The organism is Streptomyces sp. 35G-GA-8, assembly GCF_023534745.1.
GTDB lineage: Bacteria > Actinomycetota > Actinomycetes > Streptomycetales > Streptomycetaceae > Streptomyces.
Genome location: NZ_JAMHJQ010000020.1, coordinates 55,317 through 70,313, shown reverse-complemented (window position 1 = coordinate 70,313; position 14,997 = coordinate 55,317). Strand labels below are relative to the sequence as shown.

Annotated in this window: 15 protein-coding genes, 1 pseudogene and 1 riboswitch; of the genes and pseudogenes, 15 read left to right on the top strand and 1 reads right to left on the bottom strand. The window is 70.0% G+C overall.

From position 1 onward, the window contains the following. The first annotated feature begins 40 nt into the window (after window positions 1–40). The 8 genes from lepB to M1203_RS34005 all read left to right on the top strand — a co-directional run bounded on the left by lepB (window position 41) and on the right by M1203_RS34005 (window position 6,755). On the top strand, window positions 41–811 hold the full coding sequence (gene lepB / locus M1203_RS34040; RefSeq protein WP_249953717.1) for a signal peptidase I: 771 nt from the start codon (window positions 41–43) through the stop codon (window positions 809–811). A 70-nt stretch (window positions 812–881) separates the two neighbouring features. After that, complete coding sequence (locus tag M1203_RS34035; RefSeq protein ID WP_249953716.1) at window positions 882–1,385, top strand: NUDIX hydrolase; 504 nt, start codon at window positions 882–884, stop codon at window positions 1,383–1,385. A 54-nt stretch (window positions 1,386–1,439) separates the two neighbouring features. Next, complete coding sequence (locus M1203_RS34030) at window positions 1,440–1,748, top strand: DUF2469 domain-containing protein (RefSeq protein WP_014675276.1); 309 nt, start codon at window positions 1,440–1,442, stop codon at window positions 1,746–1,748. A gap of 164 nt (window positions 1,749–1,912) precedes the next feature. After that, window positions 1,913–2,290, top strand: coding sequence for a YraN family protein (locus M1203_RS34025; RefSeq protein ID WP_249953715.1), 378 nt, complete (start codon window positions 1,913–1,915; stop codon window positions 2,288–2,290). Next, a complete protein-coding gene (locus M1203_RS34020; protein ID WP_249953714.1) occupies window positions 2,290–3,915 on the top strand; it encodes a YifB family Mg chelatase-like AAA ATPase in 1,626 nt (541 codons plus the stop codon). Before M1203_RS34025 ends, M1203_RS34020 begins: the two co-directional genes overlap by 1 nt. After that, complete coding sequence (gene dprA, locus M1203_RS34015; RefSeq protein ID WP_249953713.1) at window positions 3,912–5,054, top strand: DNA-processing protein DprA; 1,143 nt, start codon at window positions 3,912–3,914, stop codon at window positions 5,052–5,054. Before M1203_RS34020 ends, dprA begins: the two co-directional genes overlap by 4 nt. Window positions 5,055–5,299: 245 nt before the next feature. Further along, a complete protein-coding gene (whiG, locus tag M1203_RS34010; RefSeq protein ID WP_249953712.1) occupies window positions 5,300–6,136 on the top strand; it encodes an RNA polymerase sigma factor WhiG in 837 nt (278 codons plus the stop codon). Window positions 6,137–6,215: 79 nt separating this feature from the next. Then, on the top strand, window positions 6,216–6,755 hold the full coding sequence (locus M1203_RS34005) for a TetR/AcrR family transcriptional regulator (protein WP_249953772.1): 540 nt from the start codon (window positions 6,216–6,218) through the stop codon (window positions 6,753–6,755). A gap of 206 nt (window positions 6,756–6,961) precedes the next feature. On the opposite strand, the pseudogene M1203_RS34000 reads toward M1203_RS34005, so the two are convergent. Further along, a pseudogene (locus tag M1203_RS34000) lies at window positions 6,962–7,483 on the bottom strand (peptidoglycan DD-metalloendopeptidase family protein); the annotation flags it as partial. 284 nt (window positions 7,484–7,767) lie between these two features. Here M1203_RS34000 and rpsB point away from each other — a divergent pair. The 7 genes from rpsB to M1203_RS33965 all read left to right on the top strand — a co-directional run bounded on the left by rpsB (window position 7,768) and on the right by M1203_RS33965 (window position 14,975). After that, window positions 7,768–8,688 carry a 30S ribosomal protein S2 gene (gene rpsB, locus M1203_RS33995; RefSeq protein ID WP_249953711.1) on the top strand — a complete coding sequence of 307 codons (921 nt, stop codon included), beginning with the start codon at window positions 7,768–7,770 and terminating at the stop codon, window positions 8,686–8,688. 92 nt (window positions 8,689–8,780) lie between these two features. After that, window positions 8,781–9,617 carry a translation elongation factor Ts gene (gene tsf / locus M1203_RS33990; protein WP_249953710.1) on the top strand — a complete coding sequence of 279 codons (837 nt, stop codon included), beginning with the start codon at window positions 8,781–8,783 and terminating at the stop codon, window positions 9,615–9,617. A gap of 155 nt (window positions 9,618–9,772) precedes the next feature. Then, window positions 9,773–10,552 (top strand): UMP kinase, encoded by a 780-nt coding sequence (gene pyrH / locus M1203_RS33985; protein ID WP_249953709.1) that lies wholly within the window; start codon window positions 9,773–9,775, stop codon window positions 10,550–10,552. A 127-nt stretch (window positions 10,553–10,679) separates the two neighbouring features. Next, window positions 10,680–11,237, top strand: coding sequence for a ribosome recycling factor (gene frr, locus M1203_RS33980; protein ID WP_030351725.1), 558 nt, complete (start codon window positions 10,680–10,682; stop codon window positions 11,235–11,237). Further along, on the top strand, window positions 11,237–12,307 hold the full coding sequence (locus M1203_RS33975; RefSeq protein ID WP_249953708.1) for a phosphatidate cytidylyltransferase: 1,071 nt from the start codon (window positions 11,237–11,239) through the stop codon (window positions 12,305–12,307). The genes frr and M1203_RS33975 overlap by 1 nt, the downstream gene beginning before the upstream one ends. 171 nt (window positions 12,308–12,478) lie before the next feature. Next, complete coding sequence (gene rlmN / locus M1203_RS33970; protein ID WP_249953707.1) at window positions 12,479–13,591, top strand: 23S rRNA (adenine(2503)-C(2))-methyltransferase RlmN; 1,113 nt, start codon at window positions 12,479–12,481, stop codon at window positions 13,589–13,591. Window positions 13,592–13,638: 47 nt separating this feature from the next. Further along, window positions 13,639–13,764: riboswitch (TPP riboswitch) on the top strand. Window positions 13,765–13,847: 83 nt separating this feature from the next. Further along, on the top strand, window positions 13,848–14,975 hold the full coding sequence (locus tag M1203_RS33965) for a thiamine ABC transporter substrate-binding protein (protein WP_249953706.1): 1,128 nt from the start codon (window positions 13,848–13,850) through the stop codon (window positions 14,973–14,975). Window positions 14,976–14,997 lie beyond the last annotated feature (22 nt).

Sequence of the window (14,997 nt, the reverse complement as noted above, 5' to 3'; positions counted from 1 at the left end):
CGGTGGAGTGATCGTTCTCCGGAACGGGGGGAGTGCTGGGATGAGCGGAACAGGACGAGCGGAACGTTCGAACGGCGGCCATGGCCGCCTCGGCAGTGTGCTGTCGGGGCTGGCCGTGGCCGTCGGCTGTGTGCTCTTCCTCGGCGGGTTCGTCTGGGGAGCCGTGGAGTACCGGCCGTACACCGTCCCGACCAACTCGATGGACCCGACCGTCAAGGCGGGGGACCGGGTGCTGGCACAGCGGATATCCGGCGACGAGGTACGCCGCGGCGACGTGGTGGTCTTCAAGGACGCCGACTGGGCCAATATGCCGATGGTGAAGCGGGTGGTCGCGGTCGGCGGCGACAAGATCGCCTGTTGTGACGCGGACGGCCGGCTCACCGTCAACGGCACGGCGGTCGAGGAACCGTACGTACGGGGAATGGCCGGTGGGCGGGCGTCCACGACGGATTTCGACGCGACCGTGCCCGAGGGGAAGCTGTTCCTGCTCGGTGATGAACGCAGCGGTTCGCTGGATTCCCGGGTCCATCTGGAGGACGCGGGGCAGGGGTCGGTGCCGCGCTCGGCGGTCGACGCGCGCGTCGACGCCGTGGCCTGGCCACTGGGCGAGGTGATCGACCGGCCGGCGGGCTTCGCCGCGCTGCCTGGCGGGGTGTCCGGGCCGGGGCCCGTGCGACTGATCGTGGTGGCGGTGGTGGCCGGGGCGCTGCTGATCTTCGGCGGGGCGGCGTACGGGCCGGTCGCCCGGCGGTTCTCGAAGCCGCGGACCGGCGGCAGGAGCGGTGAAGGGGTGTCCACGGGTGTCCGCTGAATCTGCTGAATCTGCTGGGACTGCTGGGACTGCTGGATCTACGGGGACCGGGGGCACTGGGGGGACGGCGGTGTCGGGCGGGCCGAGTGGGCAGGAGCTGCGGCGGGTGGCCCGGGTGGTGCTGCTGGACCCGGCGGACCGGATTCTGCTGCTGCATGGATACGAGCCCGGTGATCCGGACAACGACTGGTGGTTCACGCCCGGCGGCGGCCTGGAGGGCGACGAGACCCGGGAAGAGGCCGCACTGCGCGAGCTGGCGGAGGAGACGGGGATCACACAGGTGGAGCTGGGGCCCGTGCTGTGGCGCCGGACCTGTTCCTTCCCGTTCGACGGGCGCCGCTGGGATCAGGACGAGTGGTACTTCCTGGCACGTACGACGCAGACCGAGACGTCGGTCGAGGGGCTGACCGAGCTGGAGCTGCGAAGCGTCGCGGGGCTGAGGTGGTGGACCTCCGCCGAACTGTCGGCGGCGCGTGAGACGGTGTATCCGACCAGGCTCGCCGAGCTGCTGCGCACGCTGCTCGACGAGGGTCCCCCGGGTGAGCCGGTGGACCTCGCCCCCGAGAGCGTCTAGGGGCGCGGGGGCCGGAGCACAATAGGGGGACGTACGGCTGAAGGGGAACATGCCATGAGCGCCGAGGACCTCGAAAAGTACGAGACCGAGATGGAGCTGAAGCTCTACCGGGAGTATCGAGATGTCGTCGGTCTGTTCAAATACGTGATCGAGACCGAGCGTCGCTTTTATCTCACCAATGACTACGAGATGCAGGTGCACTCGGTGCAGGGTGAGGTTTTCTTCGAGGTCACGATGGCGGACGCCTGGGTCTGGGACATGTACAGGCCGGCCAGGTTCGTCAAGCAGGTACGGGTGCTCACGTTCAAGGACGTGAATATCGAGGAGCTGAACAAGAGCGACCTCGAACTCCCCGGCGGCTGAAGAGCGTGATCGGGCCGGGGCTGCGGGCGAGGGGCCGGGACGTGCCAGGGCGTGCCGGGGCGTCACGAACGAGTGAGTGAGTTTTCCACAACCGCCGGGTTGTCCACCAAGATCCACTAGTGAGGGGCGGTCGCGTCAGAGTCGGTACCGGAGGTGGTGCCGAAATGAACGCGACGGGGGCACTGGGGCGGTACGGCGAGGATCTGGCGGCGCGGCGGCTGGCCGACGCGGGGATGACCGTGCTGGCGCGCAACTGGCGGTGCGGCAGGGTCGGCGAGATCGACATCGTGGCCCGCGACAAGGACAGCGGCGGCCGGGACGTGCTGGTCGTCTGCGAGGTGAAGACCCGCAGAGCCGGCTGGTTCGAACATCCGATGGCCGCGGTCACGCCGGTGAAGGCGGACCGGCTGAGACGGCTCGCGGACTGCTGGCTGGAGCGGTACGGCGGTCCGCCGTCGGGCGGGGTGCGTATCGATCTGATCGGGGTGCTGCTGCCCGGCCGGGGCGCACCGGTGGTCGAGCACGCGCAGGGGGTGACCTGATGGGGTTCGCGCGTGCGTGCTCGGTGGCGCTGGTCGGCGTCGAGGGCGTGGTGGTCGAGGTCCAGGCGGACCTGGAGCCGGGGGTGGCCGCGTTCACCCTGGTGGGGCTGCCCGACAAGAGTCTGGTGGAGAGCCGGGACCGGGTGCGGGCGGCCGTGGTGAACTCCGGCGGCGAGTGGCCGCAGAAGAAACTCACGGTGGGGCTGAGTCCCGCCTCCGTGCCCAAGGGCGGCAGCGGTTTCGATCTCGCCGTCGCGGCGGCGGTGCTCGGGGCCGCCGAGCGGATCGATCCGGGCGCCATCGCCGATCTGGTGCTGATCGGTGAGCTGGGCCTGGACGGACGGGTCAGGCCGGTGCGCGGGGTGCTGCCGGCCGTGCTCGCGGCGGCGGAGGCCGGATACCGCCAGGTCGTCGTGCCCGAGCAGACTGCGGGCGAGGCCTCCCTGGTGCCGGGGGTGTCGGTCCTCGGGGTAAGGACCCTGCGTCAGCTCATCGCCGTACTGACCGGCGAGCCGGTGCCCGAAGAAGCGCCGGAGACCGCGCAGGGGCGTCCTGACGCGATGCTCGCGGGGTTGATGGTGCCCGGCGCCGGGGTGGGCACCGGACTGGCCACAGGCATGGGGACGGGCGACGGACACCGGCCGGATCTCGCGGATGTGGCCGGCCAGGAGGCGGCCCGTACGGCCCTGGAGGTGGCCGCGGCGGGCGGGCACCACCTGCTGCTCCACGGACCGCCGGGGGCCGGCAAGACGATGCTGGCCGAGCGGCTGCCCGGAGTCCTGCCGCCGCTGACCAGACAGGAATCCCTGGAGGTCACCGCCGTGCACTCGGTGGCGGGCATGCTGCCGCCCGGCGAACCGCTCGTCCACACCCCGCCCTACTGCGCACCGCACCACTCGGCGACCATGCAGTCCCTGGTCGGCGGTGGCAACGGGCTGCCGCGACCGGGCGCGGTGTCGCTGGCCCACCGGGGTGTGCTGTTCCTCGACGAGGCGCCGGAGTTCTCGGGCCGGGCGCTGGACGCCCTGCGGCAGCCGCTGGAATCCGGCCATGTGGTGGTGGCCCGCAGCGCCGGGGTCGTGCGGCTGCCCGCGCGGTTTCTGATGATCCTCGCGGCGAATCCCTGCCCGTGCGGGCGGCACACGCTGGTGGGGGCCGCGTGCGACTGCCCGCCCTCGGCGATCCGCCGTTACCAGGCCCGGCTGTCCGGGCCGCTGCTCGACCGGGTCGATCTGCGGGTCGGTGTCCAGCCCGTCCACCGAGCGGATCTGCTGGGGCAGGGCGGCAGGGGCGAGTCCACGTCCGTGGTCGCCGCGCGGGTACGGGACGCCCGTCAGCGGTCGGCGGACCGGCTGGACGGCACACCGTGGACGGTCAACAGCGAGGTGCCCGGCCATGAGCTGCGAACGCGCTGGCCCGTCGCCCCCGGAGCGCTCGCGGCGGCCGAACGGGATCTGGAGCGTGGCCTGCTCACCGCGCGTGGCCTGGACCGGGTGCTGCGGGTGGCCTGGACGGTCGCGGACCTCGCCGGGCGCGGTCGGCCGGAATCGCGTGATGTGGCGCTGGCGCTGGAGCTGCGTACCGGCGTCGCCCGGGGTACGGCGGTGGCCGGAGCGGTGTCATGACCTCCGTCGGTCCGGGGGAGCGGCTGGCGCGGGCCGCGCTCACCCGGATCCTGGAGCCCGGGGACGAGTGCGGCGGACTGTGGCTGCGGAGGTTCGGGGCGGTCGGGCTGCTGGAGCGGCTCACCTCACCGGACGCCGGGCCGGAGCGGTTCACCGAGGTCGGTGAGCGGCGGCTCGACGGTTATCGGATACGGGCTGCGGTGGCCGACCCCGAGCGCGATCTGGCGGCGGTGAGCGCGCTCGGCGGCCGGTTCGTCTGCCCCGGTGACCGGGAGTGGCCCAGCCAGCTCGACGACCTGGAGACGGCCGCGCCCGTGGGGCTGTGGGTGCGCGGCACCGCGGATCTGCGGCTCTGGTCACTGCGCTCCGTCGCCGTGGTCGGCGCCAGGGCGTGTACTCCGTACGGGGCACATATGGCGGCGAGTCTGGGCGCGGGTCTGGCCGAGCGCGGTTGGGTGGTCACCTCCGGTGCGGCGTTCGGTGTGGACGGCGCGGCGCACCGCGGTGCGCTGGCGGCGGGCGGTGCCACCGTGGCCGTACTCGCCTGCGGGGTCGATGTGGCCTATCCGCGCGGTCACACCGAACTGATCGGACGCATCGCCGAACAGGGGCTGGTCATCGGGGAATTACCGCCGGGCGACCATCCCACCCGCAGCAGGTTCGTCCTCCGCAATCGCGTGATCGCCGCGCTCACCAGGGGGACCGTCGTGGTGGAGGCGGAGTACCGCAGTGGATCCCTGGTCACCGCGCGCGCCGCGCAGCGGCTGGGCCGCTTCACGATGGGCGTGCCCGGCCCCGCCACCAGCGGCCTCTCGGCGGGTGTGCACGAACTGCTGCGTGGTGAGGGAGTGCTGGTCACGGACGCCGCGGAAGTGGTCGAGCTGGTGGGCGACATGGGTGAACTGGCACCGCTCCGACGCGGCCCCGTACTCCCCAGGGATCTGCTCGACCCGGTCAGCGCGCGGGTGCTTGAGGCGCTGCCCGCTCGCGGGGTCTCGCGGGGGCCGGAGATCGCGCGCGGCGCGGGCACGACCACCGACGAGGCGCTCGGCAGATTGTACGAACTGCACTCGTTGGGGTTCGTCGAACGGCATGGGGACGGCTGGCAGTTGGCCGCCGCGCGGCGAGGCGGTACTTGATCCGGGGCATTCGGGTGAAAAGGTGATGCGGATGACCTCTGTCTCTCGATCGGTGACACGCCAGGGGCCGGCGCGAGCGGCGTCGGCCCCCGATCGAAGGCGTGGTCGACGGTGTCCGTCGAGGCGGGTCCGGGCGCCCGTTCCTCGCTCAGCGCGACGCCCCAGTCACGCTACGCTCACATGCATTCCGGCCACTTCGACAGATGTCCCCCCGCACGTCACAGCAGAACGGCTCAAGGCAACGCATGCCCCAGCACACCTCCGGGTCTGACCGCGCGGCGGCGCCCCCTGCCGCCCGGAGCGGCGTGCGGCCCCCCGCGCCCTCGTCGCTCGACGAGTTGTGGCGGTCGTACAAGACCACGGGCGACGAGCGGCTGCGCGAGCAGTTGATCCTGCACTACTCGCCCCTGGTGAAGTACGTGGCCGGCCGGGTGAGTGTGGGGCTGCCGTCCAATGTCGAGCAGGCCGATTTCGTCTCCTCCGGGGTCTTCGGTCTGATCGACGCGATCGAGAAGTTCGACATCGAGCGGTCCATCAAGTTCGAGACCTACGCGATCACCCGGATCCGCGGCGCGATGATCGACGAACTCCGGGCCCTCGACTGGATCCCGCGCTCCGTACGGCAGAAGGCCAGGGCCGTCGAGCGCGCCTACGCCACCCTGGAGGCCCAGCTGCGCCGCACGCCGACGGAGCCCGAGGTCGCCGGCGAGATGGGGATCGCGCTGGAGGAACTGCATGCGGTTTTCAGCCAGTTGTCCCTCGCGAACGTTGTGGCACTGGAGGAGTTGCTGCATGTCGGCGGCGAGGGTGGCGACCGGCTCAGCCTCATGGACACCCTGGAGGACACGGCCGCCGACAATCCGGTGGAGGTCGCCGAGGACCGTGAGCTGAGACGGTTGCTCGCGCGGGCCATCAACACCCTCCCCGACCGGGAGAAGACCGTCGTCACGCTCTACTACTACGAGGGCCTCACGCTCGCCGAGATCGGCCATGTCCTCGGGGTGACCGAGAGCAGGGTCAGCCAGATCCACACAAAGTCCGTGCTGCAACTGCGGGCGAAGCTGGCCGACGTCGGACGCTGACGCTGTGCCGCCGCCCGCCCATCCGTAGAGTGGAGGCGTGCCCAGGATTCGAGCGGCCTCCGTGGCCGAGCACCGGACCATGCAACGAGGCGCCCTGCTGGACGCCGCGCGCTCCCTCCTGTCCGAGGGCGGTACGGACGCGCTGACCTTCCCCGCACTCGCCGAACGCACCGGACTCGCCAGGTCCTCCGTCTACGAGTATTTCCGCTCGCGCGCCGCCGTCGTCGAGGAACTGTGCGCCGTCGACTTCCCGGTCTGGGCGGCCGAGGTCGAGGCGGCCATGGCCGGGGCCGAGACGCCCGAGGCCAAGATCGAGGCGTATGTGCGCCGTCAGCTCGCGCTGGTCGGGGACCGACGGCACCGCGCGGTCGTCGCCATCTCCGCGAGCGAGCTGGACGACGGCGCCCGGGAGAAGATCCGCGCCGCGCACGGCGGTCTGATCGCCATGATCGTGGAGGCCCTCGGCGAGCTGGGCCACCAGCAGCCCCGGCTCGCCGCCATGCTGCTCCAGGGCGTCGTGGACGCGGCGGTCAGACGTATCGAACTCGGCGCGGCCGAGGCACCCCCGGAGATCGCCGAGGCGGCCGTCTCCATGGCACTGCGCGGCGTACGGGGCTGAGGGCCGGGCGCGTACGCCGGCGGATGCGCCGCCGGTGGCCACCGCGCGCCCCGCCGGATCCGTCCTGGCTCCGGCTCGGGAACGCCGAAGACCGGCAGGAGCCGCGACGGTCCCCGGCGCAGCAGCTCGCGGGGCAGCAGGGACAGCGGGTTCAGATAGACCGCACCCCGCAGCAGCCCCCAGTGCAGACAGCCCGGCGCGCAGTGGGACGGAGCGCCCGCCACCGTCGCGACCGGCCGGCCCGCCGTCACTTCGTCCCCCTCGGCGACGAGCGGTGACACCGGTTCGTAGGTGGTCCGCAGCGGCGGATCGCCCGTACCTTCCAGCGTGATCGAGAGCACCCCGCGCCCCGCCACCCGTCCCGCGAAGGAGACCCGGCCGGCCGCCGCCGCGCGTACCGGCGCCCCGGGCGACGCGGCCAGATCCACCCCGCGATGCCCGGGACCGTACGCCGAAGCGGGTGGCTCCCAGCCGCGCAGCACCGCCGGGCGCGAGCCCACGGGCCACGCCCGGTCGGTTCGCTGCCCGGCCCCGGCCCCGGCCCCGACCCCGGGTACTTCCACCGCTACCGCCGCCGGGGCCGACCGAAGCTCGTGCGGAGCCGAGGCGACAGCCGGAACGGCCAACAGGCCGACAGTCAGGCCGACAGCCTGGACAACTGCCAGGACAACAGCGAGGAGGGGGAGCCTCGGGGCGAGCGCGTCGGCGCGGTTACGGAGAGTGGTCATGGGTCCACGCTCGCGCACGAGGGCCCCATCGCGCTGATCATGAACGGGATCTGTGGAGTACTGACGGGTTGTGGACAGCGCCGTCACCCGGAGGTGCGAAGGTCCCGTACACTTCTTGTGGCGATCCGGGTCACCGGGTCGACTTCGCACGCCCCGCCATCGGCCCCATTCGCGCCGATGTCAGCGCTTCTCGGTCTCGGACTTCCGTGGCACAGCGCATCGGGGCGTCAGGCGCGACTGCCGTCCGGCGGACGCGACAACCGAGTATCTCAAGGAGTACGGCCATGGCCGTCGTCACGATGCGGGAGCTGCTGGAGAGCGGCGTCCACTTCGGTCACCAGACCCGTCGCTGGAACCCGAAGATGAAGCGCTTCATCTTCACCGAGCGCAACGGCATCTACATCATCGACCTGCTCCAGTCGCTGTCGTACATCGACCGCGCCTACGAGTTCGTCAAGGAGACCGTCGCGCACGGCGGCTCCATCATGTTCGTCGGTACGAAGAAGCAGGCCCAGGAGGCCATCGCCGAGCAGGCGACGCGCGTCGGCATGCCCTACGTCAACCAGCGCTGGCTGGGCGGCATGCTCACCAACTTCTCCACCGTCTACAAGCGCCTTCAGCGTCTGAAGGAGCTTGAGCAGATCGACTTCGAGGACGTGGCCGCCTCCGGCCTCACCAAGAAGGAGCTGCTGGTCCTCTCCCGCGAGAAGGCCAAGCTGGAGAAGACCCTCGGTGGTATCCGCGAGATGCAGAAGGTGCCCAGCGCCGTCTGGATCGTCGACACCAAGAAGGAGCACATCGCCGTCGGTGAGGCGCGCAAGCTCCACATCCCGGTCGTCGCGATCCTCGACACCAACTGCGACCCCGACGAGGTCGACTACAAGATCCCGGGCAACGACGACGCGATCCGCTCCGTCACCCTGCTCACCCGCGTGATCGCCGACGCCGTCGCCGAGGGCCTCATCGCCCGTTCCGGCGTCGCCACCGGTGACTCGAAGCCGGGCGAGAAGGCCGCCGGCGAGCCGCTCGCCGAGTGGGAGCGCGACCTGCTTGAGGGCGAGAAGAAGGACGACGCCGAGAAGCCGGCCGAGGCCAAGGCCGAGGGCGAAGTCCAGACCTCCGCGGAGACGGAGAAGGTCGCCGACGCGGAGCAGGCCGAGGCGTCCGTCGAGGCCGCTCCGGCCGCGGACACCGAGCAGGCCTGACCTTTACCAGGTTCGGTAGTCGACGGCGGGGGCCCACGGCCCCCGCCGTTCACCCGTAGATCCTTCAGACCTTCGAGAGAGAATTACAGATCATGGCGAATTACACCGCCGCTGACGTCAAGAAGCTCCGTGAGCTCACCGGCGCCGGCATGATGGACTGCAAGAAGGCGCTCGACGAGGCCGACGGCAACGTCGACAAGGCCGTCGAGCTTCTCCGTGTCAAGGGCCAGAAGGGCGTCGCCAAGCGCGAGGGCCGTTCGGCCGAGAACGGCGCCGTCGTCTCCCTCATCTCCGAGGACAAGACGTCCGGTGTCCTGCTTGAGCTGAAGTGCGAGACGGACTTCGTCGCCAAGGGCGAGAAGTTCCAGACCGTCGCCAACACGCTCGCCGCCCACGTCGCGGCGACGTCCCCGGCCGACCTCCCGGCGCTGCTCGCCTCCGAGATCGAGGCCGGCAAGACCGTGCAGGCGTATGTCGACGAGGCGAACGCCAACCTCGGCGAGAAGATCGTCCTGGACCGCTTCGCGCAGTTCACCGGCGGTTACGTGGCCGCCTACATGCACCGCACCATGCCCGACCTCCCGCCGCAGGTCGGCGTCCTCGTCCAGCTGGACAAGGAGAACGCCGAGGTCGCCAAGGACATCGCGCAGCACATCGCCGCCTTCGCCCCGAAGTACCTGAACCGCGACGAGGTCCCGGCCGAGACGGTCGAGAACGAGCGCCGCGTGGCCGAGGCCACCTCGCGCGAGGAGGGCAAGCCCGAGGCCGCCCTGCCGAAGATCGTCGAGGGTCGTGTCAACGGCTTCTTCAAGGAGGTCGTCGTCACGGAGCAGGCGTTCGCCAAGGACAACAAGAAGTCCGTCCAGAAGATCCTGGACGAGGCCGGTGTCGCCCTGACGCGCTTCGTGCGCATCAAGGTCGGCGTCTGAGTCTGTACGCGATCAACCAAAGACCCCGATAGGGTCTGACGCAGTCGTCCGGGTACCTGTCGGGCGGCCGCAGATCTGACGAGGAGGCCATTGCCGCACAGGGAACCGCAAGGACCCCGGCACTGGCCTTCTTCGTATGCGCACGAGGAGATCTCATGGAACAGGCCGACACAAGCGACGACGGCAACAAGAGTGACGACGGCAGGGGCCACGGTCACGGCCGCTTCATGCTGAAGCTGTCCGGTGAGGCGTTCGCCGGCCGGGGAGCGCTCGGCGTCGACCCCGATGTCGTCCACGCCATCGCCCGCGAGATCGCCGCCGTCGTCCGTGACGGCGCCCAGATCGCGGTCGTCATCGGCGGGGGCAACTTCTTCCGGGGGGCCGAACTCCAGCAGCGCGGCATGGACCGGGCGCGCTCCGACTACATGGGCATGCTCGGCACGGTCATGAACTGCCTCGCCCTCCAGGACTTCCTGGAGAAGGAGGGCATCGACTCCCGGGTCCAGACCGCCATCACCATGGGCCAGGTCGCGGAGCCCTACATCCCCCTCCGCGCCGTGCGCCACCTGGAGAAGGGCCGCGTCGTGATCTTCGGCGCCGGTATGGGCATGCCGTACTTCTCGACCGACACCACGGCCGCCCAGCGCGCGCTGGAAATCGATGCCGAGGCATTGTTGATGGGGAAGAACGGGGTCGACGGGGTGTATGACTCCGACCCCAAGACCAACCCGGCCGCGGTCAAGTTCGACGCCCTGGAGTACGGCGAGGTGATCGCCGGTGATCTCCGCGTCGCCGACATGACCGCCATCACGCTGTGCCAGGACAACAAGCTGCCGATCCTCGTCTTCGAATTGCTGAAGGAAGGCAATATCGCGCGTGCGGTCAAGGGTGAGAAGATCGGCACACTCGTGAGCGACCAGGGCACCCGGAGCTGATCCGGGGCTGCCCCGTACGGGGATGGACAGAGCCCTGCCGGTCGGACACCGTGCAGGACAAGACGCGACGCAGGTTCCGCCGGCCGATTCGTACGCCGGGCCCACTCAAGACACGCAGGAGCAAGTGGTGATCGAAGAGACCCTCCTCGAGGCCGAGGAGAAGATGGAGAAGGCCGTCCTGGTCGCCAAAGACGACTTCGCCGCGATCCGCACAGGGCGGGCGCACCCGGCGATGTTCAACAAGATCGTGGCGGACTACTACGGTGCCCTGACCCCGATCAACCAGCTGGCCTCGTTCGCCGTGCCCGAGGCGCGGATGGCCGTGGTGACCCCGTTCGACAAGAGCGCGCTGCGCAATATCGAGCAGGCGATCCGCGACTCCGACCTCGGCGTCAATCCGAGCAACGACGGCAACATCATCCGGGTGGTGTTCCCCGAGCTGACGCAGGACCGCCGCAAGGAGTTCATCAAGGTCGCCAAGACCAAGGCCGAGGACTCGAAGATCTCGATCCGCGCGGTCCGCCGCAAGGCCAAGGAGACCATCGACAAGCTGATCAAGGACGGCGAGGTCGGCGAGGACGAGGGCCGCCGCGCCGAGAAGGAGCTCGACGACACCACCGCGAAGTATGTCGCGCAGGTGGACGAGCTGCTCAAGCACAAGGAAGCCGAGCTGCTCGAAGTCTGATGAACGACTCTTTCCGGGGAGCCTCGTCGACAGCCGGGTACTGGGGACCGACCGACCCGGGGGTCCTTCCGGCGGGTCCCGCATACGATGAGCATCCCGCACAGCAGACTCGGCCCATGCCCATCGTGCCCGACGGACCCGCCGACAACGGGGACCAGCGTGACGACCGGGGGGCCGCTCGGCCGGGCGGCCCCCTGTTCCGTGACGAGACTCCGCAGGAGCCCATGGCAGCGCCTCCACCTCCCCCGCCGAAGAAGCGGGCCGGACGTGATCTGCGCGCGGCCATAGGGGTCGGCATCGGGCTCGGCGCGGTGGTCGCGGCTTCGCTCTTCATCGTCAAGGCCGTCTTCATCGGTGTCATAGCGGTCGCGGTGGTGATCGGGCTGTGGGAGCTGACCTCACGGCTCGACGAGAAGAAGGGCATCAAGGCACCGCTCGTCCCGCTGGCCGTCGGTGGCGCCGCGATGGTCGTCGCCGGATACGCGCGGGGCGCGGAGGGTGCCTGGGTCGCGATGGCCCTCACCGCGCTCGCGGTGCTGATCTGGCGGATGACCGAGCCGCCCGAGGGCTATCTCAGAGATGTCACGGCGGGGGTCTTCGCCGCGTTCTACGTACCGTTCCTGGCCACCTTCGTCGCGATGATGCTCACGGCGCACGACGGTCCCTGGCGCGTGCTGATGTTCCTCGTGCTGACGGTCGTCAGCGACACGGGCGCGTACGCGGTCGGCTGGCGCTTCGGCACTCACAAGCTGGCGCCCCGTATCAGCCCCGGCAAGACCAGGGAGGGGCTGGCCGGAGCCGTCGTCTTCGCGATGGCGGCGGGCGCCCTGTGTATGGAGTTCCTGATCGACGACGGAGTCTGGTGGCAAGGACTGCTGCTGGGTCTCGCGGTCGCGGCCAGTGCCACCCTCGGTGATCTCGGCGAGTCCATGATCAAGCGGGATCTCGGCATCAAGGACATGGGCACACTGCTGCCCGGCCACGGCGGGATCATGGACCGGCTGGACTCCCTGCTGCCCACGGCGCCGGTGGTCTGGCTGCTGCTGGTCCTCTTCGTGGGCTCGGGCTGAGCGGTACCGGTTACTCTGAAAGGGCTCGCCGCTCACGGGTGGCGGGCCCTTTTGAGCCCCGCGGCTGTGAAGCCGTTCCCGTGAGGTCTCCCGGCACCGGCACAGTCCTGCCGTACTCCCCGCCACGGCGGGGGCGCCCGGCCTCGCCGCACCGAGGAGATTTGGTTTTTCATGGCCCCGCCGACACCCGGAGAACTCACTTTCGTCGCGCCCCGCGGAGCCAAGAAGCCCCCGCGGCATCTCGCCGACCTCAGCCCCGCCGAGCGTCGCGAGGCCGTCGCCGCGATCGGCGAGAAGCCGTTCCGCGCCAAGCAGCTGTCACAGCACTATTTCGCGCGGTACGCGCACGACCCCGAGCAGTGGACCGACATTCCGGCCGCCGCGCGCCAGAAGCTCGCCACGGAGCTGCTGCCCGAGCTGATGTCGGTGGTACGGCATATCTCGTGCGACGACGACACCACCCGTAAGACCCTCTGGCGGCTCCATGACGGCACCCTCGTCGAGTCGGTGCTGATGCGCTACCCGGACCGGGTCACCATGTGCATCTCCTCGCAGGCGGGCTGCGGGATGAACTGCCCCTTCTGCGCCACCGGCCAGGCCGGTCTGGACCGTAACCTCTCCACCGCCGAGATCGTGCACCAGATCGTCGACGGGATGCGCGCGCTGCGGGACGGCGAGGTTCCCGGCGGTCCTTCGCGGCTGTCCAACATCGTCTTCATGGGGATGGGCGAGCCGCTCGCCAACTACAAGCGGGTGGTCGGGGCGATCCGCCGGCTGACCGATCCCGAGCCGGACGGCCTGGGTCTCTCGCAGCGCGGGATCACCGTCTCGACGGTCGGTCTGGTGCCCGCGATGCTGCGCTTCGCCGACGAGGGCTTCAAGTGCCGGCTCGCGGTCTCCCTGCACGCGCCCGACGACGAGCTGCGCGACACCCTCGTCCCGGTCAATACGCGGTGGAAGGTGCGGGAAGTACTGGACGCGGCCTGGGAGTACGCGGAGAAGTCCGGCCGCCGGGTCTCCATCGAGTACGCGCTGATCCGCGACATCAACGACCAGGCGTGGCGCGGCGACCGGCTCGGCCGGCTGCTCAAGGGCAAGCGGGTGCACGTCAATCTGATCCCGCTCAACCCGACGCCCGGCTCGAAGTGGACGGCATCGCGCCCCGAGGACGAGAAGGCGTTCGTCGAGGCGATCGCGGCCCATGGTGTGCCGGTGACCGTACGGGACACGCGGGGTCAGGAGATCGACGGAGCGTGCGGACAGTTGGCCGCCTCGGAGCGGTAGGAGCCGGTACGGCGCCAGGGGGTAACCTTGGCCTGAACGCATTGCATATTTTCCGACAGGGGAGCGCCACAGCGCTGAGAGTGCGGCACATGTCCGTGGGAGCGGGCAGCGGTCGCAGACCCTCTGAACCTTGCCCAGGTCATTCTGGGTAGGAAGTTCGGACACCACTCAAGCTGTAGCGCCCTGCCCGGAGTCCGGCCGGTACGGACCCCGGGCAGGGCCGCGTCTTCTCCTGGACATCCCAGGAGGAAAGTCAGTGAGCAGTACCCGTAGCAGTTCCCGTACCAGCACGAGAAGGGCCGCCGCCGGCGCGCTCGCCGCCGCGCTCGGTGTCTCGGCGCTCGCCGCCTGCGCCGGGTCCGACGGCTCGACGTCGTCCGGCGACGGCAGCGGCGGTTCGCCGTCGAAGACCGTCACCCTCGTCAGCCATGACTCCTTCAACTCCTCGCCCGCCGTGCTGAAGGAGTTCACCAAGGAGACCGGGTACACGGTCAAGGTGCTGAAGAGCGGCGACGCCGGCGAGGCACTCAACAAGGAGATCCTGACGAAGGGTTCGCCCCAGGGCGATGTCTTCTTCGGCGTCGACAACACCCTGCTCTCCCGCGCCCTCGACAACGGGCTGTTCACGCCCTACGAGGCCAAGGGCCTGGACCGTGTCGAGGAGAGCGCGCGCCTCGACAAGGACAAGAACCGCGTCACCCCGATCGACACCGGCGACATCTGCGTGAACTACGACAAGAAGTACTTCGCGGACAAGAAGCTGGCGCCACCGCGCACCTTCGACGATCTGATCAAGCCCCAGTACAAGAACCTGCTCGTCACCGAGAACGCCGCCACCTCCTCACCCGGCCTCGGCTTCCTCCTCGGCACGGTCGCGCGCTACGGCGACAACGGCTGGCAGGACTACTGGAAGAAGCTGAAGGACAACGGCGTCCAGGTCGTGGACAGCTGGGAGCAGGCGTACAACGACACCTTCTCCGGTTCCGCGGGCGGCAAGAAGGCCAAGGCCGACCGGCCGCTCGTCGTCTCGTACGCCTCCAGCCCGCCCGTCGAGGTGCTGTACGCCGAGCCCCGGCCGGAGGAAGCGCCGACCGGGGTCGCCACCGGCACCTGCTTCCGGCAGACCGAGTTCGCCGGTCTGCTGAACGGCGCGAAGAACGAGGCGGGCGGCAAGGCGCTGCTGGACTTCCTGATCGGCGAGAAGTTCCAGGCGGACATGCCGCTGAACATGTTCGTCAACCCCGTGGTCAAGGACATCGCGCTGCCGGAGCTGTTCACGAAGTTCGGCGCGACCGTCGACACGCCCGGGACCGTGGCGCCCGAGACGATCGCCGCCCACCGTGAGCAGTGGATCCAGTCATGGTCCTCACTCGTCGTGAAGTAACACCGAGGACGCCGAGCGACGG

Excerpts from the sequence above, each read along its gene's own strand:
- lepB (WP_249953717.1), top strand. The coding sequence starts at position 41 with ATGAGCGGAACAGGACGAGCGGAACGTTCGAACGGCGGCCATGGCCGC.
- M1203_RS34030 (WP_014675276.1), top strand. The coding sequence starts at position 1,440 with ATGAGCGCCGAGGACCTCGAAAAGTACGAGACCGAGATGGAGCTGAAG.
- M1203_RS34025 (WP_249953715.1), top strand. The coding sequence starts at position 1,913 with ATGAACGCGACGGGGGCACTGGGGCGGTACGGCGAGGATCTGGCGGCG.
- M1203_RS34020 (WP_249953714.1), top strand. The coding sequence starts at position 2,290 with ATGGGGTTCGCGCGTGCGTGCTCGGTGGCGCTGGTCGGCGTCGAGGGC.
- dprA (WP_249953713.1), top strand. The coding sequence starts at position 3,912 with ATGACCTCCGTCGGTCCGGGGGAGCGGCTGGCGCGGGCCGCGCTCACC.
- whiG (WP_249953712.1), top strand. The coding sequence starts at position 5,300 with ATGCCCCAGCACACCTCCGGGTCTGACCGCGCGGCGGCGCCCCCTGCC.
- M1203_RS34005 (WP_249953772.1), top strand. The coding sequence starts at position 6,216 with ATGCAACGAGGCGCCCTGCTGGACGCCGCGCGCTCCCTCCTGTCCGAG.
- rpsB (WP_249953711.1), top strand. The coding sequence starts at position 7,768 with ATGGCCGTCGTCACGATGCGGGAGCTGCTGGAGAGCGGCGTCCACTTC.
- tsf (WP_249953710.1), top strand. The coding sequence starts at position 8,781 with ATGGCGAATTACACCGCCGCTGACGTCAAGAAGCTCCGTGAGCTCACC.
- pyrH (WP_249953709.1), top strand. The coding sequence starts at position 9,773 with ATGGAACAGGCCGACACAAGCGACGACGGCAACAAGAGTGACGACGGC.
- M1203_RS33975 (WP_249953708.1), top strand. The coding sequence starts at position 11,237 with ATGAACGACTCTTTCCGGGGAGCCTCGTCGACAGCCGGGTACTGGGGA.
- rlmN (WP_249953707.1), top strand. The coding sequence starts at position 12,479 with ATGGCCCCGCCGACACCCGGAGAACTCACTTTCGTCGCGCCCCGCGGA.